Origin of the sequence: Vibrio sp. SCSIO 43153 (assembly GCF_023716625.1) — a bacterium.
In the GTDB taxonomy this organism is placed as follows: Bacteria; Pseudomonadota; Gammaproteobacteria; order Enterobacterales; family Vibrionaceae; genus Vibrio; species Vibrio rotiferianus.
Genome location: NZ_CP071855.1, coordinates 899,286 through 921,084, shown reverse-complemented (window position 1 = coordinate 921,084; position 21,799 = coordinate 899,286). Strand labels below are relative to the sequence as shown.

Sequence of the window (21,799 nt, the reverse complement as noted above, 5' to 3'; positions counted from 1 at the left end):
CTTATTTTTTAAACACAATTACCAACTCAGAGCCGACGTAGCGGATGATTGTGGTTTTTCATCTTGCTTAGATTGGGTATCTACAGGGGAAGTCTGAGATACATGCTCTTCGACACTTGGCGGCTCCGAAACGGGAGGCGTCGCTTGAGGTGTCTGGGGGCTTTCAATGTCCACCGTTGGAGTACTCACCTCCGGCAGCAAAACCTGATCGAGATGATTCAATCCGGCGGCATTAAAAATCGTACTAAGAGCGTCACCGTTTTGTTCCGACATCATTTCTTGCAGCAACTCAGGTAAGGATAAATATCCCCATCGAATCGCTTTTTCTAACAAGAATGAAATTGGGCTATGCGGTTCGCTCTGGCGAAAATAATCAGAGACTTCTCTCAGCAAATGGAAAGCTAAGTCTCGGTTCATGTTGTTTAAGTTACCCAGTTCAGAGAGATTTCCTGCGTGTAAGTGTTGGCTTACGGTCTGAGCCTGCTCCGATGCCATAGGTATTGGCTCTATCTGTTTTGCATCCATATCGCTTGGCTGATGACCTTCAGAAACTGAACTTTCGGCAACCTCTTGCTCTACTGCCTTGGCCTCCGCTTTCGGGGCCAACTTAATTCCGCTTAAATGAACCAAAGCGTTTTCAACACGGGTAAGCAGTGACTTCGCAAATCCAAAGTTGGTAGTTTGACTGCCTACAGACTGACAATGAGTGCTCACTAACGCAGACAAACGCTCCAACTGGGAGATACAACGTTTGGCATTTTCCATCTTGAATTGAATCGCGGAACGCTCTTGAGCCACCGTGGTGGTAAGCGTAGATTTCAGTTGGCTAATTTCGCCTTTTCTCTCTGCACTTTGGAAATCAAAAAACGTTACGTCCCCAACTAAGGGCAGTTGCAGCATCGGTGCATAGAGAATCGAGCTTTCCTCGCTATCACCAACTAATTGGAAAAATGCTTTAACTTTCGCATCAGCTTGCTCTCTCTCTTTGCCCTTATCATCATCAGATTTGAGCTTTTCAACTGGCAGTACAGGGTTGAGGTGATCCCAGTACTTCTCACTTAAATCGGCTAACCACTCAAGGCTATTCGCAGCACTTTCTAACGTGGTGTCGAGAAGGAATTGAGCGGCAACAAACCATGAGATGAGCTCGATATCTCTGGTTGTATTTGAAAACTGTTCGAACAAGCTGTCTGAAAGAGTCTTCCAGCTATTTAGACATGCCTCTTGTAACGCGTCTTTCTCGTCAGCACTGGGGTTTTGACTTAGCTTACGCAGCGCTGTTTGCGCGACATTAAATTCATTACGTAATGGGCGAAAAGCACCTTTATCCAGTTTAAGGTAAACGCCACAGATAGAATCATCACTCAGAGGTGTAGAAAGTTGCTCAATTTGATGCTTTGAAAAAGGCATAGGTTCCTGCTCTATTGGGTTAATCAGCCGACTATTCGCTTAAGTGCTAATTAAGTTCAATCGCTATTTTCTGTATTTTTAGATAAGGAAAAACGGTAGAGGCATTGAGTTAGTTCAACCTGCCAAATTCTTATTTGCGCAGCAAAAATAACATTTTACTAATATTGTCTCATACGAAGTGACACATTTATTAATTGCCAAGAGTATATCTTTGAGATGAATTATAGAAAGACCTATTCACGCCATATTTAGGTGATTTTTAGGTCATCCAACCTCTTAAAAATAGCACTACAAAAAGAAATGAAATTCGATAAGTTACTGATTTAATTTAAATTAAAATAAATAAAGCACAATGAGGGTTTATATATTAACAATGTCTTAAATATCCCCTCAAAGATATAGCCATCATAAAAACATGAACGCCCAAGCGCGGCGTCTTAAAAATGAAACAAATTTGAGATTAAAAATAACCGCAAAGTAATCGATTACATCTTATTCAGATAGTAATTAAATAAACAAATTACCTTGAATTAAGGTCTAACTCGAAATAGATTAAATGTACAGAGCATGAAAGTTGATACCAACACATCAAGTAATAATAATATCAATTATTATGTAATAATTTCGAATGTTCATCCAATAAACAGACTTTTAGAACTGTTTATTTAATAGTGAATTAAGTGAATATGAGCAGTAACGAATTAAAGCACCAAACCCGCTCCCTCACCATTAAGCTTTCAGATAACAAAAGTTATATCGTTACCCAATTAATTGGGGAAGAAAGCGTATCCGGCGGTTGTCAGTTTTCCGTTTCCATCGCAGCCAACATGGAGATCGATACCAAAAACCTAGGCAAAGCCGTTTGTGTGTCTTATGAGTTTGATTCTGGAAAGCGCTTTTTTTCAGGCATATGTAGCACTCTGCAATTCACTGGATATAACAAAGATAAGCACCAGTTTTATTACCAAGTAGAGATATTGGATCCGCTTAGCTTGCTGCAATACAAACGCAGTCGTCAGATTTTTCAAAACATGACGACGAAACAGATCATTGAAAAGCTGCTAGAACAAGCTGATCTCAAAAGCTATTTTCACTTTTCCCTTTCCGGAAACGGGAAAAAGCATGAGTATTGTGTTCAACTTGATGAAACCGACCAAGCTTTTATACAGCGCTTGTTAGCAAGCGAAGGGTGGCACTACCACATGCGCCATCAATCTAATAAGTCGACAATCTGCATTGGCGATTCGAATCAACGATTTGAGAAAATATCTGATCCAAAGTTAAGCTATCAAATAGGTGGCAACAATCAGCAACACGTGCTGACAACGTGGAGTCAATCCCATCATGTTGGCAGCGGAAAGGTATCTGTCGCCGATCATACTCAAGATCTGGCTGAATTTTTTGATAGCGGCACCCGAAAAAGCACCGAAAGTTACGCGTCAGCTTCATTGACGCAAGAACTCTTTGCATTTGGTCACGAAAATAAAAATGAAGTCCGTGACGCTGCAAAAATGCATATGGAAGCGTTAGATCTTAAGAAGTCAGCCTCTCACTCATCATCGAATTTAGCGACGCTTGCTTGTGGCTATAAATTTGAACTAACGAACCATCCTCTCGGTTCAATGAACCAAGAGTACATCGTCACTCATCTATCACACCGCATATCCAGAGAAGAGTCGAACAACGATGTCGCTTATCAGAATCAGTTTTCTTGCATCCCTTCGTCACTGGTCTTTCGTCCAGAAATACTAGATAAACCGCGTGTCCATAGCTTGCATACCGCAACCGTGACCGGGCCTAAGGGAGAAGAGATTTACCGAGATAAATTGGGTCGAGTAAAAGTGCAATTTCACTGGGATAGAGGCGGCAAAAATGACGAGAACAGTTCATGTTGGTTGCCAGTTTCGCAAGGGTTCGCCAGTAAGGGGTTCGGTTCTCAGTTCACACCACGCATTGGTGATGAAGTGATCGTTCAGTACATTGATGGTGATCCCAATCGCCCTATCGTGACCGGCTCTTTATACAACAAGAACAGCGCAGCGCCTTACAGCTCGGATACTCAAAATGGCATCAAAACTCGTTCAACGCCTAAGGGCAGCAGCAAGCAAGGAAACGAGCTGCGTTTTGAAGATCAAAAAGACAAAGAACAAGTGTATTTACATGCTGAAAAAGATTGGCTGCTGGACGTAAATAACGACAGCCAGTCAACGATTAAAGGCATGAAAAAGACCCAAGTTGAGAAGAGTGCCACCCTAAACGTTAAAGAAGACATAAAAGTCGAAAGTGAAAAAACGCTTACCGCCAAAAGTAAAGACAACTGGACGGGTGACAGTGATAAAGATCTAAACCTCAGTGCCGCTTCCAACATCAATATTGAGGCTAAATCGACAGTCAGCGTTGATGGCAACCAAGTATCGATCTGCGGTAAATCGAAGATCGAACTCAAAGTGGGCGCGAGTAAAATCGAGATCAGCGCTAGTGGTATTAAGATCGACGCTCCTCAAGTCTCAGTTTCAGGTAAAGCAAAAGCAGAGATGAAAGCCGCAATGATCAATATTGAAGGCCAAGGTAAGGCCGACGTAAAAGCAGCGTTAGTGTCGGTTAACGGCAGTGCCATGACACAAATAAAAGCCGGGGCCATGGTGCAAATTCAAGGCGCAATTACAAAGGTAAATTGATGATGTTGATAAAGGTTCCTCACCAATCCGCGCAAGACATCTTGAGTGTCTACGAGCCAAATGCCGCATTCGCAGAGTTAGCAGACGCGAACACTACGCCTGTTGATTTGATTTCTGTCGCGATGGAAGAAGAGCTGTTTGCCGATGCTGTGACTTTTCTTGCGCATGCTCTCCCAGTTCGTGAATCTATTTGGTGGAGCGTAACCTGCGCCGCATCTCTGCAGCACTGGAAAGAAGACGAAGCCAATGCCATTCGCGCAGCAAAGGCTTGGGTTTATACCCCTGATGAAACGAGCCGCCGATTTGCAGAACAAATGGCAGAAAAAGCAGGATTAGAAACCGGTGCAGGCTGGGCAGCTCAAGCGGCTTTTTGGAGTGGTGGCAGTATGATTAAGCCAGAGGACCCTGCCGTTCCCCCTCCCCCATACTTGTACGCGCAAGCGGTCGCAGGAAGCATTAACCTTTCAGCCGTTTTGCCTGATGGTGAAGAAGCAAAAGAACGCTATCAACAGTTTGTAGAAATGGGTCTAAACATCGCCTCTGGCGGGAACGGTCAACAATAGGGAAAAAACATGCTACCAGCAGCCAGAGCAACAGACATGCACATGTGTCCGATGCAAACACCAGCAGTGGTGCCAATCCCTCACGTGGGTGGGCCATTGCTCCCTCTACCAACAACAGTATTGATCGGCAACCTACCAGCCGCCACTCTAGGGCAGATATGTGTTTGTGTTGGCCCTCCAGATAGCGTAGTTAAAGGAAGTGCAACCGTACTGATTAACAATAAGCCCGCAGCGCGCATGGGCGATCTAACGGCCCATGGCGGAACCATAGTGATGGGGATGCCAACCGTGTTGATTGGTGGATAGTATTATTACTAAAACAGCCTCCAGTTTTGGAGGCTGTTTCAATTCATATCAGACCTTACAAGTCGAGCTTAGAGCCCATAATGCGCTTCACTTTGCTCTTTGATAGACACAAACTTTTCTTGCATCTTCCCACCGATAATCTCTAATCGACGGTCCATTTCATCAAGCCAAGCTTTATCTTCCATCATGGCTTTAGGGAACACTTCGCTACGTTTGTTTTCACTAACATACAAAAAAGCATCGAACAGATCGCCCGTTTTAGCGTTCATCTCCCCCATGTCTGCTAACTTGAAGCGAGATTTAGGCAATAGATCAATGAAGCGAGTCGATGCCAATGGTGTTGTTGATACTGGTAAGATGGATGGCGAAGAAGCACTTGAAAAACGCTCTAGCACAACGGGTTCTGTCATTGGCCAAACCAAATACACTTGCTCTGGAAAATGCGTCTCTAAACGAGTTGCCAAAGGCCACATTGCCTCGCTATTTTCTGTCACGTATTGAGCGGGGGCTTGGACTAAGTGGAATGCACCAAAAATAAGTAACGCTTTATCTCCCTGATTGAGAATCTCCTCTGTCACCTTGTAGAAGTAATCCGTTTTAGATTTAGCCGCTTTCTTCCAAGTCTTTTTACTCTTAACTGTCGTCCAATCAAATGGCGCCTCAGCCAAGTGGACAATAATCTGTTGTTCTAAAGGTAGGGTTTTATTTTGCTCTCTTACTGCTTTAAAAAAGCTCAGATACACTTCAGGAGTCCAGGCCATAAAATAAATAGAGTCACGCACCACTTGTTGCAACTCATAATCCGGCACGTCCTCACCACGAAGGTATTGGTTGAGAAGTTCCTGATGTTTGGCGTTACCAAACTCCACCACAACATGCTGCACTTCTTTAGCGAACTCAGGATCACGGATCAGCTCAATCGCTTGAAAAATAAAAGCATCATTCCAATGATAATCTCCCAACCCAACAACCTGATGCGTCGCAAAAGCTCGCATGATGGCAGAGTTCGCAGGTTGCGCCTTGTCGATCACCTTTTCTATTTGCTCTGGAGTTAAATCAACCTTGGCTGAGTGAGGTAAATATTCGCATCCTTGTAAGACAGCCCCAGCAAGAAAGGTGGTCAAAATTCTGTGAGAGAGTAGTCCATTGAGCTTCATTACTTCATCCTTGAAAAAGGAAAACGATAAACCAAATCATTTTTATTTACAAAAATAATTTCTTCGGTAATTCAAACAATTAAAAGTAATCGGACAGTTGAATATACAATCACCTATTTGGTAAATGCTGACGGACTTTCTCTTAGCTCTATTGCTAACCTCGCTAACAACCTGCATATATCCGATGCGAGTGTTACCGCCGTCCATTTATTGTTTTGAATGACGTCTTCGATCTGCCGACGCATCAATAGCAATCGCCTGATAAATTGCTCTCTTTTCATCGATCGTTTGTTGCTTGGCAGCAATTGAATATCACGAGCTAAATGACTGATAGCGAGCAACTCCAACTGCCACTCCAGTATCAAAACCTGTTCATGTAAGTACTCAGCGTTGTACTTTCCTTGCTCAAACATCGCATTTATATTCTCCAAATGGTGTTTTACTTCTTCTGGAATACCCAATATGTGATTAATGTTCATCGCTTATCTCCACAATAAGCCCCGACTAGCGGGGCTATCGACAATTAGAACAATGGCGCTTTTCTGTTTAAGCCCTTAGTGGCCAAATAGAAGTCCAAATACTGCCAATATGAAAAGGTATCTATCGGTAACTGCGTACCTTCTTCGATATCGAACAGGGACTCATCACCTGTTTCATCAAACTCTTCTTGTGTTTCTTCATCTGCACAGTCATAAGCCTCACAAACTAGCTCATCACGAATCTTTTCCTCGCTGTAGCCATAGAACTTAGCAACTTCATTCACAGATATGCCTAACTTTTGGCACAAGTCTCGTGAGCAAGGAGCAATGCCGCGCTGGAAGTTCTCAGTCACGCTGTACGGTAGCCATTGTCCAACTTCATGCCAGTTATGGACATTTGGCACTGTCAACACCAACCAATATTCAGGGTTAATGGCAACTTCCCACCCCAATAGGTTGAACTCCCTGACTAAATCTGCACGGTTTTCCAACGATAGCGATTGCCCAATCAGCTGTTGGATAGCAGTTTCACGAATTCTGAAACTAGGGCAACACTCCTCTTTGTATTCCGGAGAGATACCTTTAAACAGTAAAATCACCTTGGCTAATTGCTTGAAAGTCAGTTTTTCAGGCGTGATCGTGCGTCGTGTAATAACGGCCATAATTATTTCCTTTATTGAATTTTTGGATCGAAAAAGACCTCACCCGAAATCGAGTGAGGTCTCTGTCTTTTATGAAGGGATGGTGTAGCGAATGCTACGAATATGCCTTATACACGGATCAAATCTAAAAATCTTACGATTTTGACGCAAACTCAAGTCTTCTTAATTTGGTAACCCATTGATTCAAAAAGCTCTTCAGTGACTTCTGTAGGATAACTTGCACCTTGTGCGCGAACCCATACACGTAATGTATCACCTATAGGTTGAGGTTGATTGTTTTTGTCCGTTGCAAAGCCATCTTGGTGCAAATCAAAAGGCATCAACGCAGCTTCTAAACACTGCAGAATTTTCTCTTTTGAGTTGAGCTTTCCTTCATGATGGTAATGCTCAGTAAATTCTTTAAGTATTGCCGTTTCTAGCATCGCGGACTGGAACCAACCGACAGAGTGCTTATACGTCACAATCCAGTTTGGCCCGTTAACCCACTCTACTGAGTTATTGGAACAATCAATTCCATAGCGAGTTGCTTCCGCTATAGAATCTGTTAAACCTGCCATGCAAGAACTCACTATCAAGCCTTTTAACTTCTTCCCTCTTTCGCGAATAAGATCGGTCGTTTTTTTAATTGTTGCATTGGCTACGCGTTTACCATCGCCATGCCCACCAATATATAAGATCTGAATGTCTTCTCTGGTATCCACTAGATGGTTTAGCGCTTGCTCAAGGGATTTATTATCGTAGTAGTTGCAATGATAGATATTAAGTTGTGGCTTATCGGTACCATCATTAACCAACCTTTTCACGCCTTCAAAAAAAGGCAAGCTGCTTGCCTGATCGTGGTTCGATTTAAAAGAAAACCAAGGGGCTTCAGCAACCAGTAATGCGACATTTTTGCTCATAAATAATCTCAAACTCTGAACATAAAACCAAAATCAAAATAAACCCATGATTTATAATGATATAAAGCCAGTGTTATACTTTATTCATGTAATATAATATGCAATTACTGTCACACTTTTGAGTGCCATTTATCTTCCCGCTCTAACCCCAACAAAGATCCCGGCAATAATGCTCAATACCGCAACAATTCCGGCGGGAGAAAGTGCTGGTAATGCAACCAACAGTTGTGAATCATTACCGCCACCAGCCATCACCGCACCCAATCCCATCAAGATCCCAGCAGCCAAGTGGCGCATGTAGCGTTTAATTGCAGAAGGCCTAAATTCAAAAGATTTTTTAGCGATTGCCGCTATCACCATGCCCCCGATTAATGCCGCCATTAACGCAAAACGTTCAAACTGAGGCCACTTCATCTCATTTTGATGCCAAAAAGAAAGACTCATGTCTTTAAGCAGCCCACTCGGTGTCCAGTGAGGCTCATAAACAAACACCAATCCTGCCATCACACCAATTCCAAGCATCGATGCCCACAACACTTTGTCTTCTCGATTTAGTCTCCAAACGAACACAACCAACAAAATAGATAAACCAATTAAAGCGGTATATCGATACAAATGAGGGAGAGTGATCTCTCGGCCAATCACATTAGACGGAAGCAGACTAGAAAAGAACACCCAAGCGATAAACCATCCAAGTATCGTTGAGACCATGACCAACTCGCCACGAGCAAGGCGACTTACTGTTGAAACACCACATCCACTGTTGAATGCCGCCCCTAGACCAAACAAGAAACCGCCAAGGGCAGAGTAAAGCGTAGGTTGAAATGCCGTAAAGTGGCGACCTTCATCGAAGAAATAAGCAAAGCCTACTGCCATCCAACATAAAGTACCGCTTAGTGTAATCGCCAGTAGAAACATTGGCTTACCAGATGAAGCTTCTTTAACCCCTCTCACCATACATAACCCTGTGGTTTGAGCCAAATAGCCTAAGATCGCAATACAAATCAAAGAGAGAAAAAACAACATAACGCCCTCCTTATTGATCATTTTTTAGAGGCGTGTTGGAGAATAATTGATGATTACATTATTAAAACTATAGACACAGTTTTGGAAATCAACGCATTTAGAGAGGGGAATTGGCGTCATAGCTCACGAGTTGATGGCTTGAGAATTTTAACGCCAAGATAAGAGAGTGATTTGAGGATGCTGAACTGTTACTTCTTTTCAAAACACGATTGAGACTTCGGTGCGGGCTCTCCAGGCCAGTACGACAACCAATGCGTTAAGAGCCCTTTTTGTCCCCTCTCCAACGAGAATAGTGTCTCCTTAACCCTGTAAACTTGAACAACAAACTGGTTACTGAGCTCCCCATTGGAGTAGGATTTAAACCGTACATCTAAACGATCGCCTTGAGCTTTCGTCGAACACACAATCGACTCATCCAACTGAAAACCTTTTGCCTCAAGAGAACAAGAATCTTTCGAAATGCTCAGTTCGTATTCCGCCCATGTACTCTGACCTGCTGCATTCTCCCCTAAATCTAACTCACATCGGTAATTGCCATCCCAAGAAGGTGGTAACGAAACCGATGCAGCAAAACTCAACAAAAGCGTACTTAATAATCCGTTCATATCCTAGCCTATATACCCTGCTTTTAATCCCTTGTGGTACTTGCTTGTCACTTTGCTCGAAATTTCACTTAATGTGATGTTGCCATCTTTGTCTTTATCAAAGCCTGAGTTCTGCTTGTAAGCAATAGTGCCTCTTTTGAACAACGCGTGAGAAGTTGATTTACCAATTGCTGCGGGGTAAAGAATGGCCATATACACATCTTCCAACTTATTAATACGCTTTCGATACGGCCAAAAGTACTTCTTAACATAATCAAGCTGTTTAACAGCAGTCATTTTGGCCAATTTTTCGGTCGTTGTCCCAAGCCCTTTGGCTGTTGCTGGCATAAACTGAATAAGACCCGTAGCCCCACTTCCTGCGGCATTCTTTATTTTCGGGCTAAACGTCTCGCCAGTTTCAAACGCCATACAAGCCATTAAAAAGTCAGGGTGAATATCCAACTCCTTACACACCAAAAGAACCTTCTGCTTAAACTCTGGCGAGACTTTCGCCCCCCAAGCAATAGTTTGAATGGACTGAATGCTTGGCTCCGCTTTCTCAACGACTTGCTTGTGTGAAGTAGAAAATAAAGAAGCAAAACTCTTCGCCTGCTCTTTTGGTTTGACAAGAAACAACGACAACGCTTTCCACGTTTTACCTTTCACATCAATTAAAGAGTCTGGCCTTCGAAACTTCAAAACCTCTTTTTGAAACCAGTAAATACGTTGCCGTGTGTTCGCACCACATAATTCATCTACCGACAGCAACCTCAATGGGCCTATGGTTGCTCGATTAAGCGCTTCTTGCACTAACTTAACATCGGCCTTTTTGTTAATGCCTTTTAAGCCGACAGAATGAGAAAGTTTCATCGTCACCCTCCACTGATGATTGATGACGTGAAACTACTAAAAATTCGCTAAACCTTTGGTGCAGAAAACGGAAAATAGAGTCGACTTCAACCTAATCTGCAACTATTTTGTCAGTCAGTAACCTTTCCCTAACAGGCCCTAAGATAAAAGCTGATATGCAAGACGCACTGATCAATTGGTATCGACAAAAACATCACGCATTTGTTGGCGAGAATGCACCATCGAACGCCTCTCAAGAACAGCTGATGTTGCTGCAAGCTCACATATTAGAACCGCTTAGCCAACTTGGGGAGCTCACTATCACCTACGGCTTTACCAACCACAAGCTTCTTCGCTTTTTGTTGAGAAACAGCCCAAGAGACATGGGCCCAGATATAGATCAACATGCTTCCATGGAGCTCAACAGCCAAGGAAATCGAATTTGTAAGCGAGATGGCGCTGCCTGTGACTTCTATGTACAAGGTTATGAGCAGCGAATGGATGAAGTCGCAAAATACATTTGCACGAACCTCGAATTCGACCGTCTCTACTTCTACGGAAAAGACCGCCCTATTCACATCAGTGTCGGCTCTGAAAACACACGCTATGCACTGATTCGAGAAAAACGCAGTGATGGACTTCGCGTAAACAAGAAAAGTGCAAAAGGCAGCGCCACACGGACCTTATTCGATAACTTATAATCGAGGAAACATCATCGAGGACATGGAATGAATGAAGAACAGTTTGCTGAGCTTATTGCGCAGATCAAAGTAGGGAAACAATTGCCGGATGCTATCTACCTTCATAAAGATGCCTTTAGCGCCCTACCGACAGTACTCTCTCAATTCATACCTGCGGTAGCAAAAGCCGTTAGCCTAGATGATGAACACTGGAATCTAGTGAAACTGTTTAAAAAAGAATTCCGTCTATCTTTGCTTCACTACCCTGACTTTTACACTGACTCCTACCCTGCGCTAAGACAGAGCTTAAACGTCGACCTATCTAAGTTAAGCCATAAAATCACAAGCTACTCGGATTCTGACAACCCACCGATCCTTCATCGCAAAGAGACCATGATCTTGCCGGAATGTGAGCACTTTGATCATTTCACTTCACTTACTCAAGAAGGTGAAAACGCGGGGCTGTATGAGAATAGCCGACTGATTGGGTTTAAGCGTTCTTGGGAAAACCTCATTGCGCGCCATGGCTATGAACTGGTCGACGGGCGTTTGTTCCGCAGCTCTGCTATCACTCAAGTCGAAGAAACTGGAATTGATAGACACAAAACGGCACTCGTTCGCCATGAACTGTCTGCACCTATGAAAACACTGGTAAAGCATGGTTTCCTAGAAGGCTCTCATTCCATTTTTGATTATGGCTGCGGACGTGGTGATGACTTGCGAGAACTGGAGGCGCATGGACTAGACGCGCTTGGCTGGGATCCTAACTTTCAGCCTGATAACGACAAAGTGAGTTCAGACATCGTCAACCTTGGCTTTGTTCTAAACGTGATTGAAGACCAAGATGAACGTCTAGATGCTTTGTTAGGCGCTTGGGAGCTGGCGGATAAGCTTCTCGTTGTTTCTGTCATGCTTGCTAACGAGAGCTATATCGCCCAGTTCAAACCCTACAAAGATGGTGTGATTACTTCCCGTAATACCTTTCAAAAGTATTACGCTCAGTCAGAGATAAAAGCTTATATTGAACGCAGTTTGCAAGAGGATGCCATTACCGTTGCACCGGGCATTTTTTACATCTTCAAAGATAAACTCGAAGAGCAGCAGTACTTACAAAGCAAATACAAGCGCCACCATAAATGGCAGCAACTCACCTCTCCAGAGCCTGTCGAAGCAAAAGATAAAGCCAAGCTCCTCATCACCCAAAACCAAGAACTGTTCGACGCATTTTGGAACACATGCTTAACGCTAGGCCGTATACCTGCTAACGAAGAACTTGAGCAATCAGACGAAGTAAGAGCGCTTATTGGCTCGCACAAAAAAGTGTTTGGCCTGTTGCAAGAAATGTTCGACACCGGAGAGTTCGAAAAAGCAGAAAAGCGCCGCAAAGAAGACCTGTTGCTTTACTTTGCGATGGGACTGTTTGAGAAGAGAAAACCTTACACGCAGCAACCAGAGACACTCAAGCGCGATATTAAAGCTCTATTTGATGATTATAAAACCGCACTTAACCTAGCTTCGGAGTTACTGTTCGCGATAGCCGATACAGACCTAATCAACACGCAATGTGAAAAGGCCCACAAGCAATTACCTGCAAGTTTATTGAACGAGGGACACTCACTCATACTACACCGTGACTACATCGATGATTTACCACTCTTACTGCGCACATACGTAGGTGCGGGTTTACAAATGTATGGCGAACTGGATGAAGAAATCGATTTAATCAAAATCCATATCACGTCAGGCAAGATAACCTTAACTGCTTATGACAACTTCGAGCACTCCGTACCATTTCTGGTCGAGCGCATCAAAATAAAAATGGCAGAACAAGATATCGACTTCTTTGATTATGTAGATGAGAAGCGCAGACCGCCACTGCTCAACAAGCATCTTTATGTGCCATCCGAACACGAGAACTACAAAAAACAGCTGAGCTTTGATAAGCGATTAGGGAAGTTAATGGAGTTTGAACCAACTGAAGAGACTCAGATGGTTCGAGCAGAATTTGAGGTACTTTTAGGCAAACACAATAAGGAAATCAGAGGGTTTACAGTCAAGGCTCAACAAAGGAGCTCAATCAGCTATAAATAAGATCAGCGTCAAAATCATAAACTTCTACTTGTTGCTTCTGAATGCCAATGCCTTTATCAATCATAATTTCCGCAAGTTGCTCCCCATCAATCAATATAATAGGTACACAGCCTGGTTTAAAGGAAATCTCCATTGCCTCTTTCGTAAAGCTGCTGGTCGTAATGAAAATACCTTGCTCAAACTCACCAGTAATATCGCCGCGAAACTGCGAAACATCAGGTCTCCCAACCTTGTTGTTTTCCGCATATCGCTTACATTGAGCAGCAACTCCCATGTCGGCAATACCTATTTTCAGTGCTCCTTTGACATCAATCCCGCCATCTCGACTAGTTGATGTAACCGACATATTCTTAAAACCGTAACACGTCAAGAATTGTTCGCTAAACTCTTCAAACTGATAAGGTGTTAAAGATCTGAGATAAGTCAGGATCTCTGCTTTACATTTCTCTTTTTGTTGAGCTGCTAAGTCTAAAATTTTCTCTAGTGCAGAGTCAGCTTGAACAGCTTCAGGAGAAGGTTCTTTTATTTCATAGTTACGCAATTGGTCTATTCGATACTCATCAAGCAACTCATAAGAACCATCAGAGTGTTTATAGAAAAAACGATCTTTGTGCATCTGCGAAATACTTTTATTTGAGCAATGTCGATCTAAAGTAACTCGCAGAGCAGACAAAGGCGTCTTCGAACCAAATATATAGAAGTTATTCTCAACAATAGTTGAGTAGATAACATCTACTTTTGCTGGCTTACCAACAATGTTTAAAGCACTTACAGCAGCTTCATAAATTTTCATGGCGATTTATAAGTATTGCTTAATCTTTTCAATCATTTCCGCCAATGGTAACTCTTTTGTTTGGTAACACCAAGACATGCGTATCGCACTATCGATACGATCTTCATCAAACCCCATTGCTGTCAAAACGTGGCTCGGAGTATAACTTGAAGATGTGCAAGCAGAACCATTTGAAACAGCAGCGATCCCCTTTAAGGCCACCATAGCAGCCTCTGAATTAACTTCTGGGATAGAGAAGTTGAGTACGTGTGGTGCCGTATTTTGGCCATTAACCTTTATGCCAATCTCAGAAAAAGCGCTCAAAGCTTCATTTTTTAGAGATTGGCAGTGCTGAGACCACATTTCTGAGTTTTTATATGCTAAAGAACATGCCTCACCTAAACCTGCAATCAAGGCAACTGGTAATGTACCAGGTCTTAAGCCACGCTCCTGACCACCACCATACATCAACGGTTGCAATGGAACTTTTTTAAACCCTCGACGCCTCACAATAAGGGCACCTACTCCTTTCGGCCCATAAAGCTTATGCCCACTCACACTGATCATATCGATTCGACTATGCTTCAAGCTTTCGCTGTATTTTCCAAAACCTTGTGCAGCATCGACATGAAAGTAAGCATCATGCTCTTCCAAAACAGAAATATATCCGCTGATATCCTGAATTGAGCCGGTCTCGTTATTGACGTGCATGATACTGACAAGACAAGTATCAGGTCTCAGTGCTTCTTCCAATGACTCTTTTGATACCAAACCTGATTCATCACAATCGAGATAAGTAACTTCAAACCCTTCTGACTCTAGCACCTCAACAGGCTCTAAAACCGCTTTATGTTCAATTCGAGTCGTTATGATATGTTTCTTGTTTTGTTCCTGAGCCCACTTCCTAAGCCCTAAAATCGCGATATTATTGCTTTCAGTGGCACCACTAGTAAAAAGAACTTCATTTTTCTCAGCACCAATAACATTGGCAACTTGCTCTCTAGCTAACTCCGTCGCTTGTTTAGCTCTCATTCCAAACTCATGAGTCCTGCTTCCTGAGTTACCAAACTCATCAATCATATATTTACAAACAATCTCAGCGACTTCAGGAGCAATTGGAGTTGTTGCGTTGCAATCTAGGTATGTAGTCATTCAAGAGCCTTAACAAATTGGGAGACATTAACAAGTGACTAGCGTATAGTACACGTCATTGTTCGTACGAACAAAATAAATTGTTCGTAAAAACACCGATATAGATGAAGATATGACTGATGTAATTTCCGGGACCTCATTCCCAGCCATTAAAGGCATACAAGCAGACACTGAATTTTACACGGTGATGTGTCCACTCAAAAGGCTAAAAAGGATATTTACGTTTGATGAAAGTGCTTTACCCGTCAATGAGCGAGCGCAAAGGCTTCTAAACCCAGATCGAATACCTGAGATTAGCAATTACATCTTAGAAAATAGAGATCGCTATGTGTTCTCAGCTTTGACTGCATGTATCGATGGCGAAACTGAGTTCACGCCAATCGGGCAAGGTAAGCATCAACAGAAAATAGGCACCTTAACCATTGATGATGACGCTGAGGTGTATATTACCGATGGTCAGCATCGCAATGCCGCAATCAATGAGGCTCTCAAACAAGATCCATCTCTCGGAGATGAGAATATCTCCGTTGTATTTTTTGTCGGAAAGTCTTTACCAGAAAGACAAAAAATATTTAAAGACCTCAACTTGTACCCAGTCAAAACAGATAGTTCCCTGAGTATTACTTACGATGGCAGCCCCGATGCGCTCCTATCCAAAAATGTCGTCTTTGAGAGCAAAACCCTTTCGAAGCTTATCCATATGGAAAATAGCAACTTAGGTAAACGCTCAAAAAAACTGGTAAGTCATAGCGCATTGAACAAAGCGACTAGAGAACTATTCGATCTCATTAACGAGGACACCTACCAAGCTCAAATTCTAATCGCTAGAGAGTTCTGGGAGCACTTGGTAGAAGTAATCCCAGCTTGGCAGCTAGTATATAGAGAGCAAGTTTCTGGCGGAGAAGTAAGGGAAGACTCAATCCATGCGTATTCAGTTACTTTTCAAGCTCTTGGGATTGTAGGAAATTGGCTCTTAAAAAATGATCCAAACTGGAAAAATACAACATTAGCACTCAAAGAAATAGACTGGTCAAGGACAAATAAAAAAGACTGGGATGGTAGATGTGTTGTCAATGGCGCAATGCGAAACTCTTCCGTTGCTATGAAACTAACAGCTAACAGAATCAAACACTATCTCAGCATACCATTGAGTGTGAAAGAGAAAGACGAAGAAAATAAATTTAAGAAAGCAAAACAAAGCAAATAGCTTTCGGGTTAACCACATTATGACAGTAAACACTCAACAAAAGCGTTACTCTGCATTCAATCAACTTGGATTCAAAGAGACAATTCAACGTTTAGTTACAAAAACAAAAGAACTTTACCTGAAAGACGACATCCCATGGGTAATTGGCTACAGTGGTGGTAAAGATTCTACAGCTATTTTACAAATCATTTGGAATGCTGTCTCTGAACTACAAACTGAAGGTAAAGCAACTAAACCTGTACATGTCATTAGTACCGATACCTTGGTAGAAAACCCGATTGTTGCCCTTTGGGTTGATCGCTCTCTCAAGCAAATGAAAAAAGCAGTGGATGAGCAAGGCTTACCAATTCAGCCCCATCGTTTAACTCCAAAAACCGAAGATAGATTCTGGGTAAACCTAATTGGTAAAGGTTATCCAGCTCCACGCTACAAGTTCCGTTGGTGTACAGACAGACTAAAGATTAGCCCTTCCAATACGTTCATCCAGAATGTCGTGAAAAAGAATGGAGAAGCTATCTTAGTATTGGGGACTCGTAAGCATGAAAGCACTGTTCGAGCGACGAGTATGGAAAATATCGAAAACCGCTCCGACAATACACGTAAAAACGACGGGCTCAACGTTAACACACAACTAGACCGTGTCTGGGTATATACACCAATTGAAGATTGGACTAATGATGATGTCTGGTCCTTTTTAACTCAGCAGAAGAACCCATGGGGTTACAGAAATGCTGACTTACTTGGTATGTATCAAGGTGCTACCGATGGTGGAGAGTGCCCGCTAGTCGTTGACAAATCAACACCAAGCTGTGGTGATAGCCGTTTTGGTTGTTACGTTTGTACTATGGTTGGCGAAGATAAGTCTATGTCAGCAATGATTGCCAATGACGAAGAAAAAGAATGGATGCTACCATTACTAGCTCTTCGCAATGAAATCGATATCAATGATGCAAACCAAGACGCGAAAGCTAATAAGATCGCAAGAGATAAGCATAACCGAGACTTCCGAAGAATGAACGGCAGCCTTACAGTTCATATCAGCATGAAAGAGTTCAGTGAACAAAAAGACTTAGCTGATAGCGAAGATATGTTTGAGCTTTTAGCACAGTATGAAGACAACACTGATTTCAAGTACGAAAACTTACCGGCTGATATTGTTCGCGGGCCATATAAACAGGCGTTCAGGGAATCAATGCTTCGTAAAGTTCTACAAGCACAAATGGAAGTTCGAGAATGCGGTCCCGTAGACGTAGAAAACCTTGAACTTCTGACTCTTGATGACTTAGAGGAAATTCGTCGCATTTGGGTCGACGAAAAAAATGAAGCGGAAGATAACGTCCCTCTAATTTATAAAGAAGTCACTGGCGAAAAATATCAGGGAGCTCCTAGAGCATACAGCCCTGTCGTTAATCACGACATTCTAAGCAAACTAAAAGAGTTTTGTGCAAAACATGACGACCCTGATGAACTTAAATATCAGCAGCTTAGAACTCTACTTTCTATCGAAGATAGATATAAGCACCAACTTCGAAGAGCAAAAATTTCAGACGACCTAGAATCTGCTATCGACAAAGGCGCATTTGAGAGCATCGATCATGCTCGCCGCTTTGCTTTAGATAAAGTAAAAAATGAAGCACTCGTAAAACTACACCGCCTGCAAAGTGTTGGAAGTGATCACGAATTTTTAAAGAACATTGTCTCGAACCTTCAGATCTTAGATGCCAAGAAAGAGCTAAGTAAGGTAAAAAAATACAAAGCTTATTATGCTGAGATAGCTTCAGATACCTATCAACCTGATGGGTCATTTACGCTCGAAGTTAAATTGGTAAAAGGCCTGATTAAATTGTACGAATACTATATTCATCAAATCGATAAGTCTTTCGCCCTATTAGATCGCAAAGCTCAAGAAAATCTAGAAATGAATAAACGCAATAACAAATTACTATCTGCCGACAACTTGATTGCAACGGGAGGCAAATAGTGATTTTTGAACAAGTAAAACTACATAACTTTGGTATCTACCAAGGGGAACATACCGTAGACCTTGATGTAACAGATCACACTAAGCCTGTTGTCTTATTTGGTGGTCTGAACGGAGGAGGTAAAACTACCTTTTTAGACTCCCTACAGCTTGCTCTATACGGAAAAAACGCAAAATGTTCCAATCGTGGTAAGTTGTCCTACAGTGATTATTTAAAACAAGCGATCAATAGATATAGCGAGAATAAATTCGCCTCTGTGGCTCTATCTTTCCGTCACACTCAAAGAACCCAAACAAAGCGATATGAAGTAATTCGCTCATGGGGCGCAAGTTCAAATAAAGAAATTACGGACAAAGTTCAAGTTCTGGTAAACGGAGAGCTTGATAACTTATTAACAGACAATTGGAACGACTTTGTATCCGAATTTATTCCTCAGAGTATGTCTGAGTTATTCTTTTTTGATGGCGAAAAAATTGAAGACTTGGCAGATCCCGTTCGCTCCGCACAGCTCTTAAAAACGGGTGTTGAAGCTTTGCTGGGATTAGAGCTATTTACTCAATTATCTAAAGACTTAAATAGCCAAAAACGTCGCCGTCAAGAACGTAACTTAGATAGCTCTGCGAGTAAAAAAGTTGATGAGCTGAAACAAAGAAAAGAGCTTCTAGATTGCAACCTTCTAAGTATCGAAGAGAACATTCAGAAAGTTCTAGATACTGATAACTCTCTAGCGAATCAGCTAAAAGACATCGAGATACAAATGCAGACCTCTGGCGCAAGTTTGTTAGATGATGTTAATGACATTCAGCTCGAAAGAAAGGCAGTAGTTTCCAAATTAGAGGCGATCGATCACAACCTTATCAAACTGGCAGCTGGTGCAATGCCACTGGCTATTGCGCACAACTTACTGAAAGAAACAAAAGAACAAGCCTCATTAGAAGATGAAATTATTGGCTTTGATAAAGCGCAGAAACATATCAAGGCTAACAATGACGAGCTTATTAAACGTTTAAAAGCTTCAACAACAGATGATGTGGCAGAGCAGGTAAACAAGCTGCTTAATTCAATATGGCAAGAGTCTGAAGATAGTTTAAACCAAGAAAATTATCTAAACGTTGCCCCTGTTATATTTGACTTTGCCGAGAGCGCAATAGAGTCAGATAAAACGGAAAGTACAGAGCTATTAAAGCAGAAAAGCGAACTACAAGAGACACTAGCTCTGTTAGATAAAAAGCTAGATGCAATTCCAGATTCTGAGTCCGTTAAAGACCAAATTGAGGAAAAAGCCAGAATTGAAGCATTGATTGCTCATTCTAAAACAACATTAGATTCTCTAATGGAAGAAATGGCTCAATGTAAAACACAAATTAATGAAAATGAAGCTCGTCTAGATGCCACTTTGATTCAACAAAATGCTGAAGACTTTGAAGGTAAACGTAATCAGCAAGTCGCAGAACACTTAATAGAAATGAGAGCTATTGTTGACGAGTTCAAAGCACAACTTATTAAAGAAAACATTGCAAGACTAGAAAACCGCATCAAAAGCAAGTTTGATTCACTTGAGAGAAAGTCTGAGCTAGTTGCGAAAGTAAAAATTAACCCTGAAACGTTCAATCTAACACTTTGGGGCTTAGATGGTTTAGCTTTGGACACTAAGCGCCTTTCGGCTGGTGAGCGCCAACTATTGTCAGTTGCTATCCTTTGGGCATTAGCGGAAGCTTCCAGAAAAGAAATTCCAACCATTATCGATACACCTATGGGGCGACTGGATGGTAAACACAGAACGAAGCTTGTCGAGAACTATTTCCCAGAGGCTGCAGGGCAAGTCATCCTACTATCAACGGATGAAGAAATTGCTGGACAATATTACAAGAAACTAAAACGTTCTGTAGCCAAGGAATACCATATTAGCTACGACGAACTAGCAAAGACATCAACCATTACTGAAGGCTACTTTGGAGAATCAGCATGAGCATAGAAACGGTTCGCTTATCAGAAAAAGCCAAAGGGCAACTAATCACGGTAAAGAAAAATACAAAAATTGATAATTGGAATGTTCTTTGCCGATGGGCGCTTATGCTTTCTCTAAAAGAAGAGAGTATTCCACCACATGAAGATATTATAACTAATAGTAATGTTGAAATGACGTGGAAGGTATTTGGTGGTGAGTTTTCAGATATCTATATAGCACTACTACGCCAGAGAATAAAAACAGACTTTGGTAAAATCGATGAAGATGAGCTTAGCTATCACTTTAAGCTTCACCTTCATCGTGGTGTTTCTTATTTACTTAAAAAAACAAGTAACATTGACACTTTATTTTCATTGACTCATAAGAGCCAAGTTAAATAATACTAGACCTAGTGTATTTAAGCCTGCTTTTATAATCTGAAGAGGGCACAACTCGGTCCCCAGAGTTAGATCTATGCCTCTTACAAACAACTTTCATGTTTGTAGGAGTCATACTTCCAATGGGGTTTACTTTATCAATATAAAGTCGGGTACTACTTTTTTTTGCAGTACATCCGGGCTCACTGCACCGTTCACTTAGAGCTAACAACCTAATTGACCAATAAGGTTGAGGAATACTCACAACTCCTAGCCTAGGGTGTACATACCCTCTCAAGCTTCTGTTCACGTCATATAAAGAAATGAATTTCCACTTATGCCTATTGCAAAAGCCACAACTAAGCGCAATATTACTCAGATCATCTACATCAGCACCACCGGAGGAAAAAGGCTTTTTATGTTCAACTTCTATTACATAGTCTCTTTCTGTCAGGCCTGATGGAAAATACATGTCGACTGAGTTTGGCAACTGAATATTATGAGGTTTACCCAAGAACTTATTTATTGCTTCGTTACAGAACTTATGCCCACATATCCAACATCTAGGATCGTTATTACAATTTTCTAAAAGATCTAACTTTATAGATTTTGTCACTCTGCTACGATTACGACCTGAAGTATTACAAATATAAGAAAAACACAATCGTGATATTTCTAGCGTAACATCCATATAACTAGAATCATTATTATCAAAACCTAAGTTACTCAATCCTCGACGTACATGATTAAAAACTTGAGCATAACTAATAGACTCGTTAGCCATATTATAATCATATACAGATTCAATAAACCAAGATAGCGAAATAATGGAGCGATCTGCTTTTAGTACAGCGATATTGTTACCTAGTATATTATCTGGCTCCTGAGATATAGCGACAGAACATAAGTCATCTCTATCCCATAAGCTATCGATTATAGGAATAGACTTATTTAAGTAAGCCTTAGTTAGTTCCATT

Annotated in this window: 20 protein-coding genes; 9 read left to right on the top strand and 11 right to left on the bottom strand. The window is 41.8% G+C overall.

Going from position 1 to position 21,799, the window contains the following annotated elements; all coding sequences use genetic code 11:
- Positions 1-18: 18 nt before the first annotated feature.
- On the bottom strand, positions 19-1,410 hold the full coding sequence (locus J4N37_RS04295) for a type VI secretion system protein TssA (protein WP_252041737.1): 1,392 nt from the start codon (positions 1,408-1,410) through the stop codon (positions 19-21).
- Positions 1,411-2,096: 686 nt separating this feature from the next.
- On the opposite strand from J4N37_RS04295, the gene J4N37_RS04290 reads away from it, so the two are divergent.
- The 3 genes from J4N37_RS04290 to J4N37_RS04280 are packed head-to-tail and all read left to right on the top strand — an operon-like array spanning position 2,097 to position 4,957.
- Complete coding sequence (locus J4N37_RS04290; protein WP_252041736.1) at positions 2,097-4,088, top strand: type VI secretion system Vgr family protein; 1,992 nt, start codon at positions 2,097-2,099, stop codon at positions 4,086-4,088.
- Entirely contained in the window at positions 4,088-4,651 is a 564-nt protein-coding gene (locus J4N37_RS04285) for a DUF6931 family protein (protein ID WP_252041735.1), read from the top strand. The genes J4N37_RS04290 and J4N37_RS04285 overlap by 1 nt, the downstream gene beginning before the upstream one ends.
- 9 nt (positions 4,652-4,660) lie before the next feature.
- Positions 4,661-4,957, top strand: coding sequence for a PAAR domain-containing protein (locus J4N37_RS04280; RefSeq protein WP_010446907.1), 297 nt, complete (start codon positions 4,661-4,663; stop codon positions 4,955-4,957).
- Between the two features lie 68 nt (positions 4,958-5,025).
- On the opposite strand, the gene J4N37_RS04275 is transcribed toward J4N37_RS04280, so the two are convergent.
- The 7 genes from J4N37_RS04275 to J4N37_RS04245 form a co-directional block, all read right to left on the bottom strand.
- Positions 5,026-6,114 (bottom strand): hypothetical protein, encoded by a 1,089-nt coding sequence (locus tag J4N37_RS04275; protein ID WP_252041734.1) that lies wholly within the window; start codon positions 6,112-6,114, stop codon positions 5,026-5,028.
- Positions 6,115-6,227: 113 nt separating this feature from the next.
- Positions 6,228-6,593 carry a hypothetical protein gene (locus J4N37_RS04270; protein ID WP_252041732.1) on the bottom strand — a complete coding sequence of 122 codons (366 nt, stop codon included), beginning with the start codon at positions 6,591-6,593 and terminating at the stop codon, positions 6,228-6,230.
- A gap of 44 nt (positions 6,594-6,637) precedes the next feature.
- The gene (locus J4N37_RS04265) at positions 6,638-7,255 is read right to left on the bottom strand and encodes a hypothetical protein (RefSeq protein ID WP_252041731.1); all 618 of its coding nucleotides are present in this window, start codon (positions 7,253-7,255) and stop codon (positions 6,638-6,640) included.
- Between the two features lie 152 nt (positions 7,256-7,407).
- Positions 7,408-8,154: a hypothetical protein gene (locus J4N37_RS04260; protein ID WP_045392904.1), complete on the bottom strand. Its 747-nt coding sequence runs from the start codon at positions 8,152-8,154 to the stop codon at positions 7,408-7,410.
- Positions 8,155-8,283: 129 nt separating this feature from the next.
- A complete protein-coding gene (locus J4N37_RS04255; protein WP_252042102.1) occupies positions 8,284-9,072 on the bottom strand; it encodes a YeeE/YedE thiosulfate transporter family protein in 789 nt (262 codons plus the stop codon).
- Positions 9,073-9,368: 296 nt separating this feature from the next.
- Positions 9,369-9,785: a DUF5991 domain-containing protein gene (locus tag J4N37_RS04250; RefSeq protein WP_252041730.1), complete on the bottom strand. Its 417-nt coding sequence runs from the start codon at positions 9,783-9,785 to the stop codon at positions 9,369-9,371.
- 3 nt (positions 9,786-9,788) lie between these two features.
- On the bottom strand, positions 9,789-10,634 hold the full coding sequence (locus tag J4N37_RS04245; RefSeq protein WP_252041729.1) for a lysozyme family protein: 846 nt from the start codon (positions 10,632-10,634) through the stop codon (positions 9,789-9,791).
- Positions 10,635-10,789: 155 nt separating this feature from the next.
- On the opposite strand from J4N37_RS04245, the gene J4N37_RS04240 reads away from it, so the two are divergent.
- Both J4N37_RS04240 and J4N37_RS04235 read left to right on the top strand, forming a co-directional pair.
- A complete protein-coding gene (locus tag J4N37_RS04240) occupies positions 10,790-11,314 on the top strand; it encodes a hypothetical protein (protein WP_240304615.1) in 525 nt (174 codons plus the stop codon).
- Positions 11,315-11,341: 27 nt separating this feature from the next.
- On the top strand, positions 11,342-13,384 hold the full coding sequence (locus tag J4N37_RS04235) for a DNA phosphorothioation-associated putative methyltransferase (RefSeq protein ID WP_252041728.1): 2,043 nt from the start codon (positions 11,342-11,344) through the stop codon (positions 13,382-13,384).
- Here J4N37_RS04235 and J4N37_RS04230 read toward each other — a convergent pair.
- Together J4N37_RS04230 and dndA are read right to left on the bottom strand one after the other, a co-directional pair.
- Complete coding sequence (locus tag J4N37_RS04230) at positions 13,371-14,177, bottom strand: restriction endonuclease (protein ID WP_252041726.1); 807 nt, start codon at positions 14,175-14,177, stop codon at positions 13,371-13,373. The genes J4N37_RS04235 and J4N37_RS04230 overlap by 14 nt on opposite strands.
- Before the next feature lie 6 nt (positions 14,178-14,183).
- The gene (gene dndA / locus J4N37_RS04225) at positions 14,184-15,308 is read right to left on the bottom strand and encodes a cysteine desulfurase DndA (RefSeq protein WP_252041725.1); all 1,125 of its coding nucleotides are present in this window, start codon (positions 15,306-15,308) and stop codon (positions 14,184-14,186) included.
- A gap of 112 nt (positions 15,309-15,420) precedes the next feature.
- Between dndA and dndB the strand changes: the two genes are divergently transcribed.
- Genes dndB through dndE form a run of 4 tightly spaced genes read left to right on the top strand, consistent with a single transcriptional unit; the run spans position 15,421 to position 20,846 of the window.
- Positions 15,421-16,515, top strand: a complete 1,095-nt coding sequence (gene dndB / locus J4N37_RS04220; RefSeq protein ID WP_252041724.1) for a DNA sulfur modification protein DndB — start codon at positions 15,421-15,423, stop codon at positions 16,513-16,515.
- Between the two features lie 19 nt (positions 16,516-16,534).
- On the top strand, positions 16,535-18,496 hold the full coding sequence (dndC, locus tag J4N37_RS04215) for a DNA phosphorothioation system sulfurtransferase DndC (protein WP_252041723.1): 1,962 nt from the start codon (positions 16,535-16,537) through the stop codon (positions 18,494-18,496).
- Positions 18,496-20,466 (top strand): DNA sulfur modification protein DndD, encoded by a 1,971-nt coding sequence (dndD, locus tag J4N37_RS04210; RefSeq protein ID WP_252041722.1) that lies wholly within the window; start codon positions 18,496-18,498, stop codon positions 20,464-20,466. The genes dndC and dndD overlap by 1 nt, the downstream gene beginning before the upstream one ends.
- Positions 20,463-20,846, top strand: a complete 384-nt coding sequence (dndE, locus tag J4N37_RS04205) for a DNA sulfur modification protein DndE (RefSeq protein WP_252041720.1) — start codon at positions 20,463-20,465, stop codon at positions 20,844-20,846. The genes dndD and dndE overlap by 4 nt, the downstream gene beginning before the upstream one ends.
- Here dndE and J4N37_RS04200 read toward each other — a convergent pair.
- A complete protein-coding gene (locus J4N37_RS04200) occupies positions 20,839-21,798 on the bottom strand; it encodes an HNH endonuclease (RefSeq protein ID WP_252041719.1) in 960 nt (319 codons plus the stop codon). The genes dndE and J4N37_RS04200 overlap by 8 nt on opposite strands.
- Between the last annotated feature and the right edge of the window lies 1 nt (position 21,799).

Bases quoted from the DNA above. Each gene is read 5' to 3' on its own strand.
- J4N37_RS04295 (WP_252041737.1), bottom strand. From the start codon at position 1,410: ATGCCTTTTTCAAAGCATCAAATTGAGCAACTTTCTACACCTCTGAGT.
- J4N37_RS04290 (WP_252041736.1), top strand. From the start codon at position 2,097: ATGAGCAGTAACGAATTAAAGCACCAAACCCGCTCCCTCACCATTAAG.
- J4N37_RS04285 (WP_252041735.1), top strand. From the start codon at position 4,088: ATGATGTTGATAAAGGTTCCTCACCAATCCGCGCAAGACATCTTGAGT.
- J4N37_RS04280 (WP_010446907.1), top strand. From the start codon at position 4,661: ATGCTACCAGCAGCCAGAGCAACAGACATGCACATGTGTCCGATGCAA.
- J4N37_RS04275 (WP_252041734.1), bottom strand. From the start codon at position 6,114: ATGAAGCTCAATGGACTACTCTCTCACAGAATTTTGACCACCTTTCTT.
- J4N37_RS04270 (WP_252041732.1), bottom strand. From the start codon at position 6,593: ATGAACATTAATCACATATTGGGTATTCCAGAAGAAGTAAAACACCAT.
- J4N37_RS04265 (WP_252041731.1), bottom strand. From the start codon at position 7,255: ATGGCCGTTATTACACGACGCACGATCACGCCTGAAAAACTGACTTTC.
- J4N37_RS04260 (WP_045392904.1), bottom strand. From the start codon at position 8,154: ATGAGCAAAAATGTCGCATTACTGGTTGCTGAAGCCCCTTGGTTTTCT.
- J4N37_RS04255 (WP_252042102.1), bottom strand. From the start codon at position 9,072: ATGTTTCTACTGGCGATTACACTAAGCGGTACTTTATGTTGGATGGCA.
- J4N37_RS04250 (WP_252041730.1), bottom strand. From the start codon at position 9,785: ATGAACGGATTATTAAGTACGCTTTTGTTGAGTTTTGCTGCATCGGTT.
- J4N37_RS04245 (WP_252041729.1), bottom strand. From the start codon at position 10,634: ATGAAACTTTCTCATTCTGTCGGCTTAAAAGGCATTAACAAAAAGGCC.
- J4N37_RS04240 (WP_240304615.1), top strand. From the start codon at position 10,790: ATGCAAGACGCACTGATCAATTGGTATCGACAAAAACATCACGCATTT.
- J4N37_RS04235 (WP_252041728.1), top strand. From the start codon at position 11,342: ATGAATGAAGAACAGTTTGCTGAGCTTATTGCGCAGATCAAAGTAGGG.
- J4N37_RS04230 (WP_252041726.1), bottom strand. From the start codon at position 14,177: ATGAAAATTTATGAAGCTGCTGTAAGTGCTTTAAACATTGTTGGTAAG.
- dndA (WP_252041725.1), bottom strand. From the start codon at position 15,308: ATGACTACATACCTAGATTGCAACGCAACAACTCCAATTGCTCCTGAA.
- dndB (WP_252041724.1), top strand. From the start codon at position 15,421: ATGACTGATGTAATTTCCGGGACCTCATTCCCAGCCATTAAAGGCATA.
- dndC (WP_252041723.1), top strand. From the start codon at position 16,535: ATGACAGTAAACACTCAACAAAAGCGTTACTCTGCATTCAATCAACTT.
- dndE (WP_252041720.1), top strand. From the start codon at position 20,463: ATGAGCATAGAAACGGTTCGCTTATCAGAAAAAGCCAAAGGGCAACTA.
- J4N37_RS04200 (WP_252041719.1), bottom strand. From the start codon at position 21,798: ATGGAACTAACTAAGGCTTACTTAAATAAGTCTATTCCTATAATCGAT.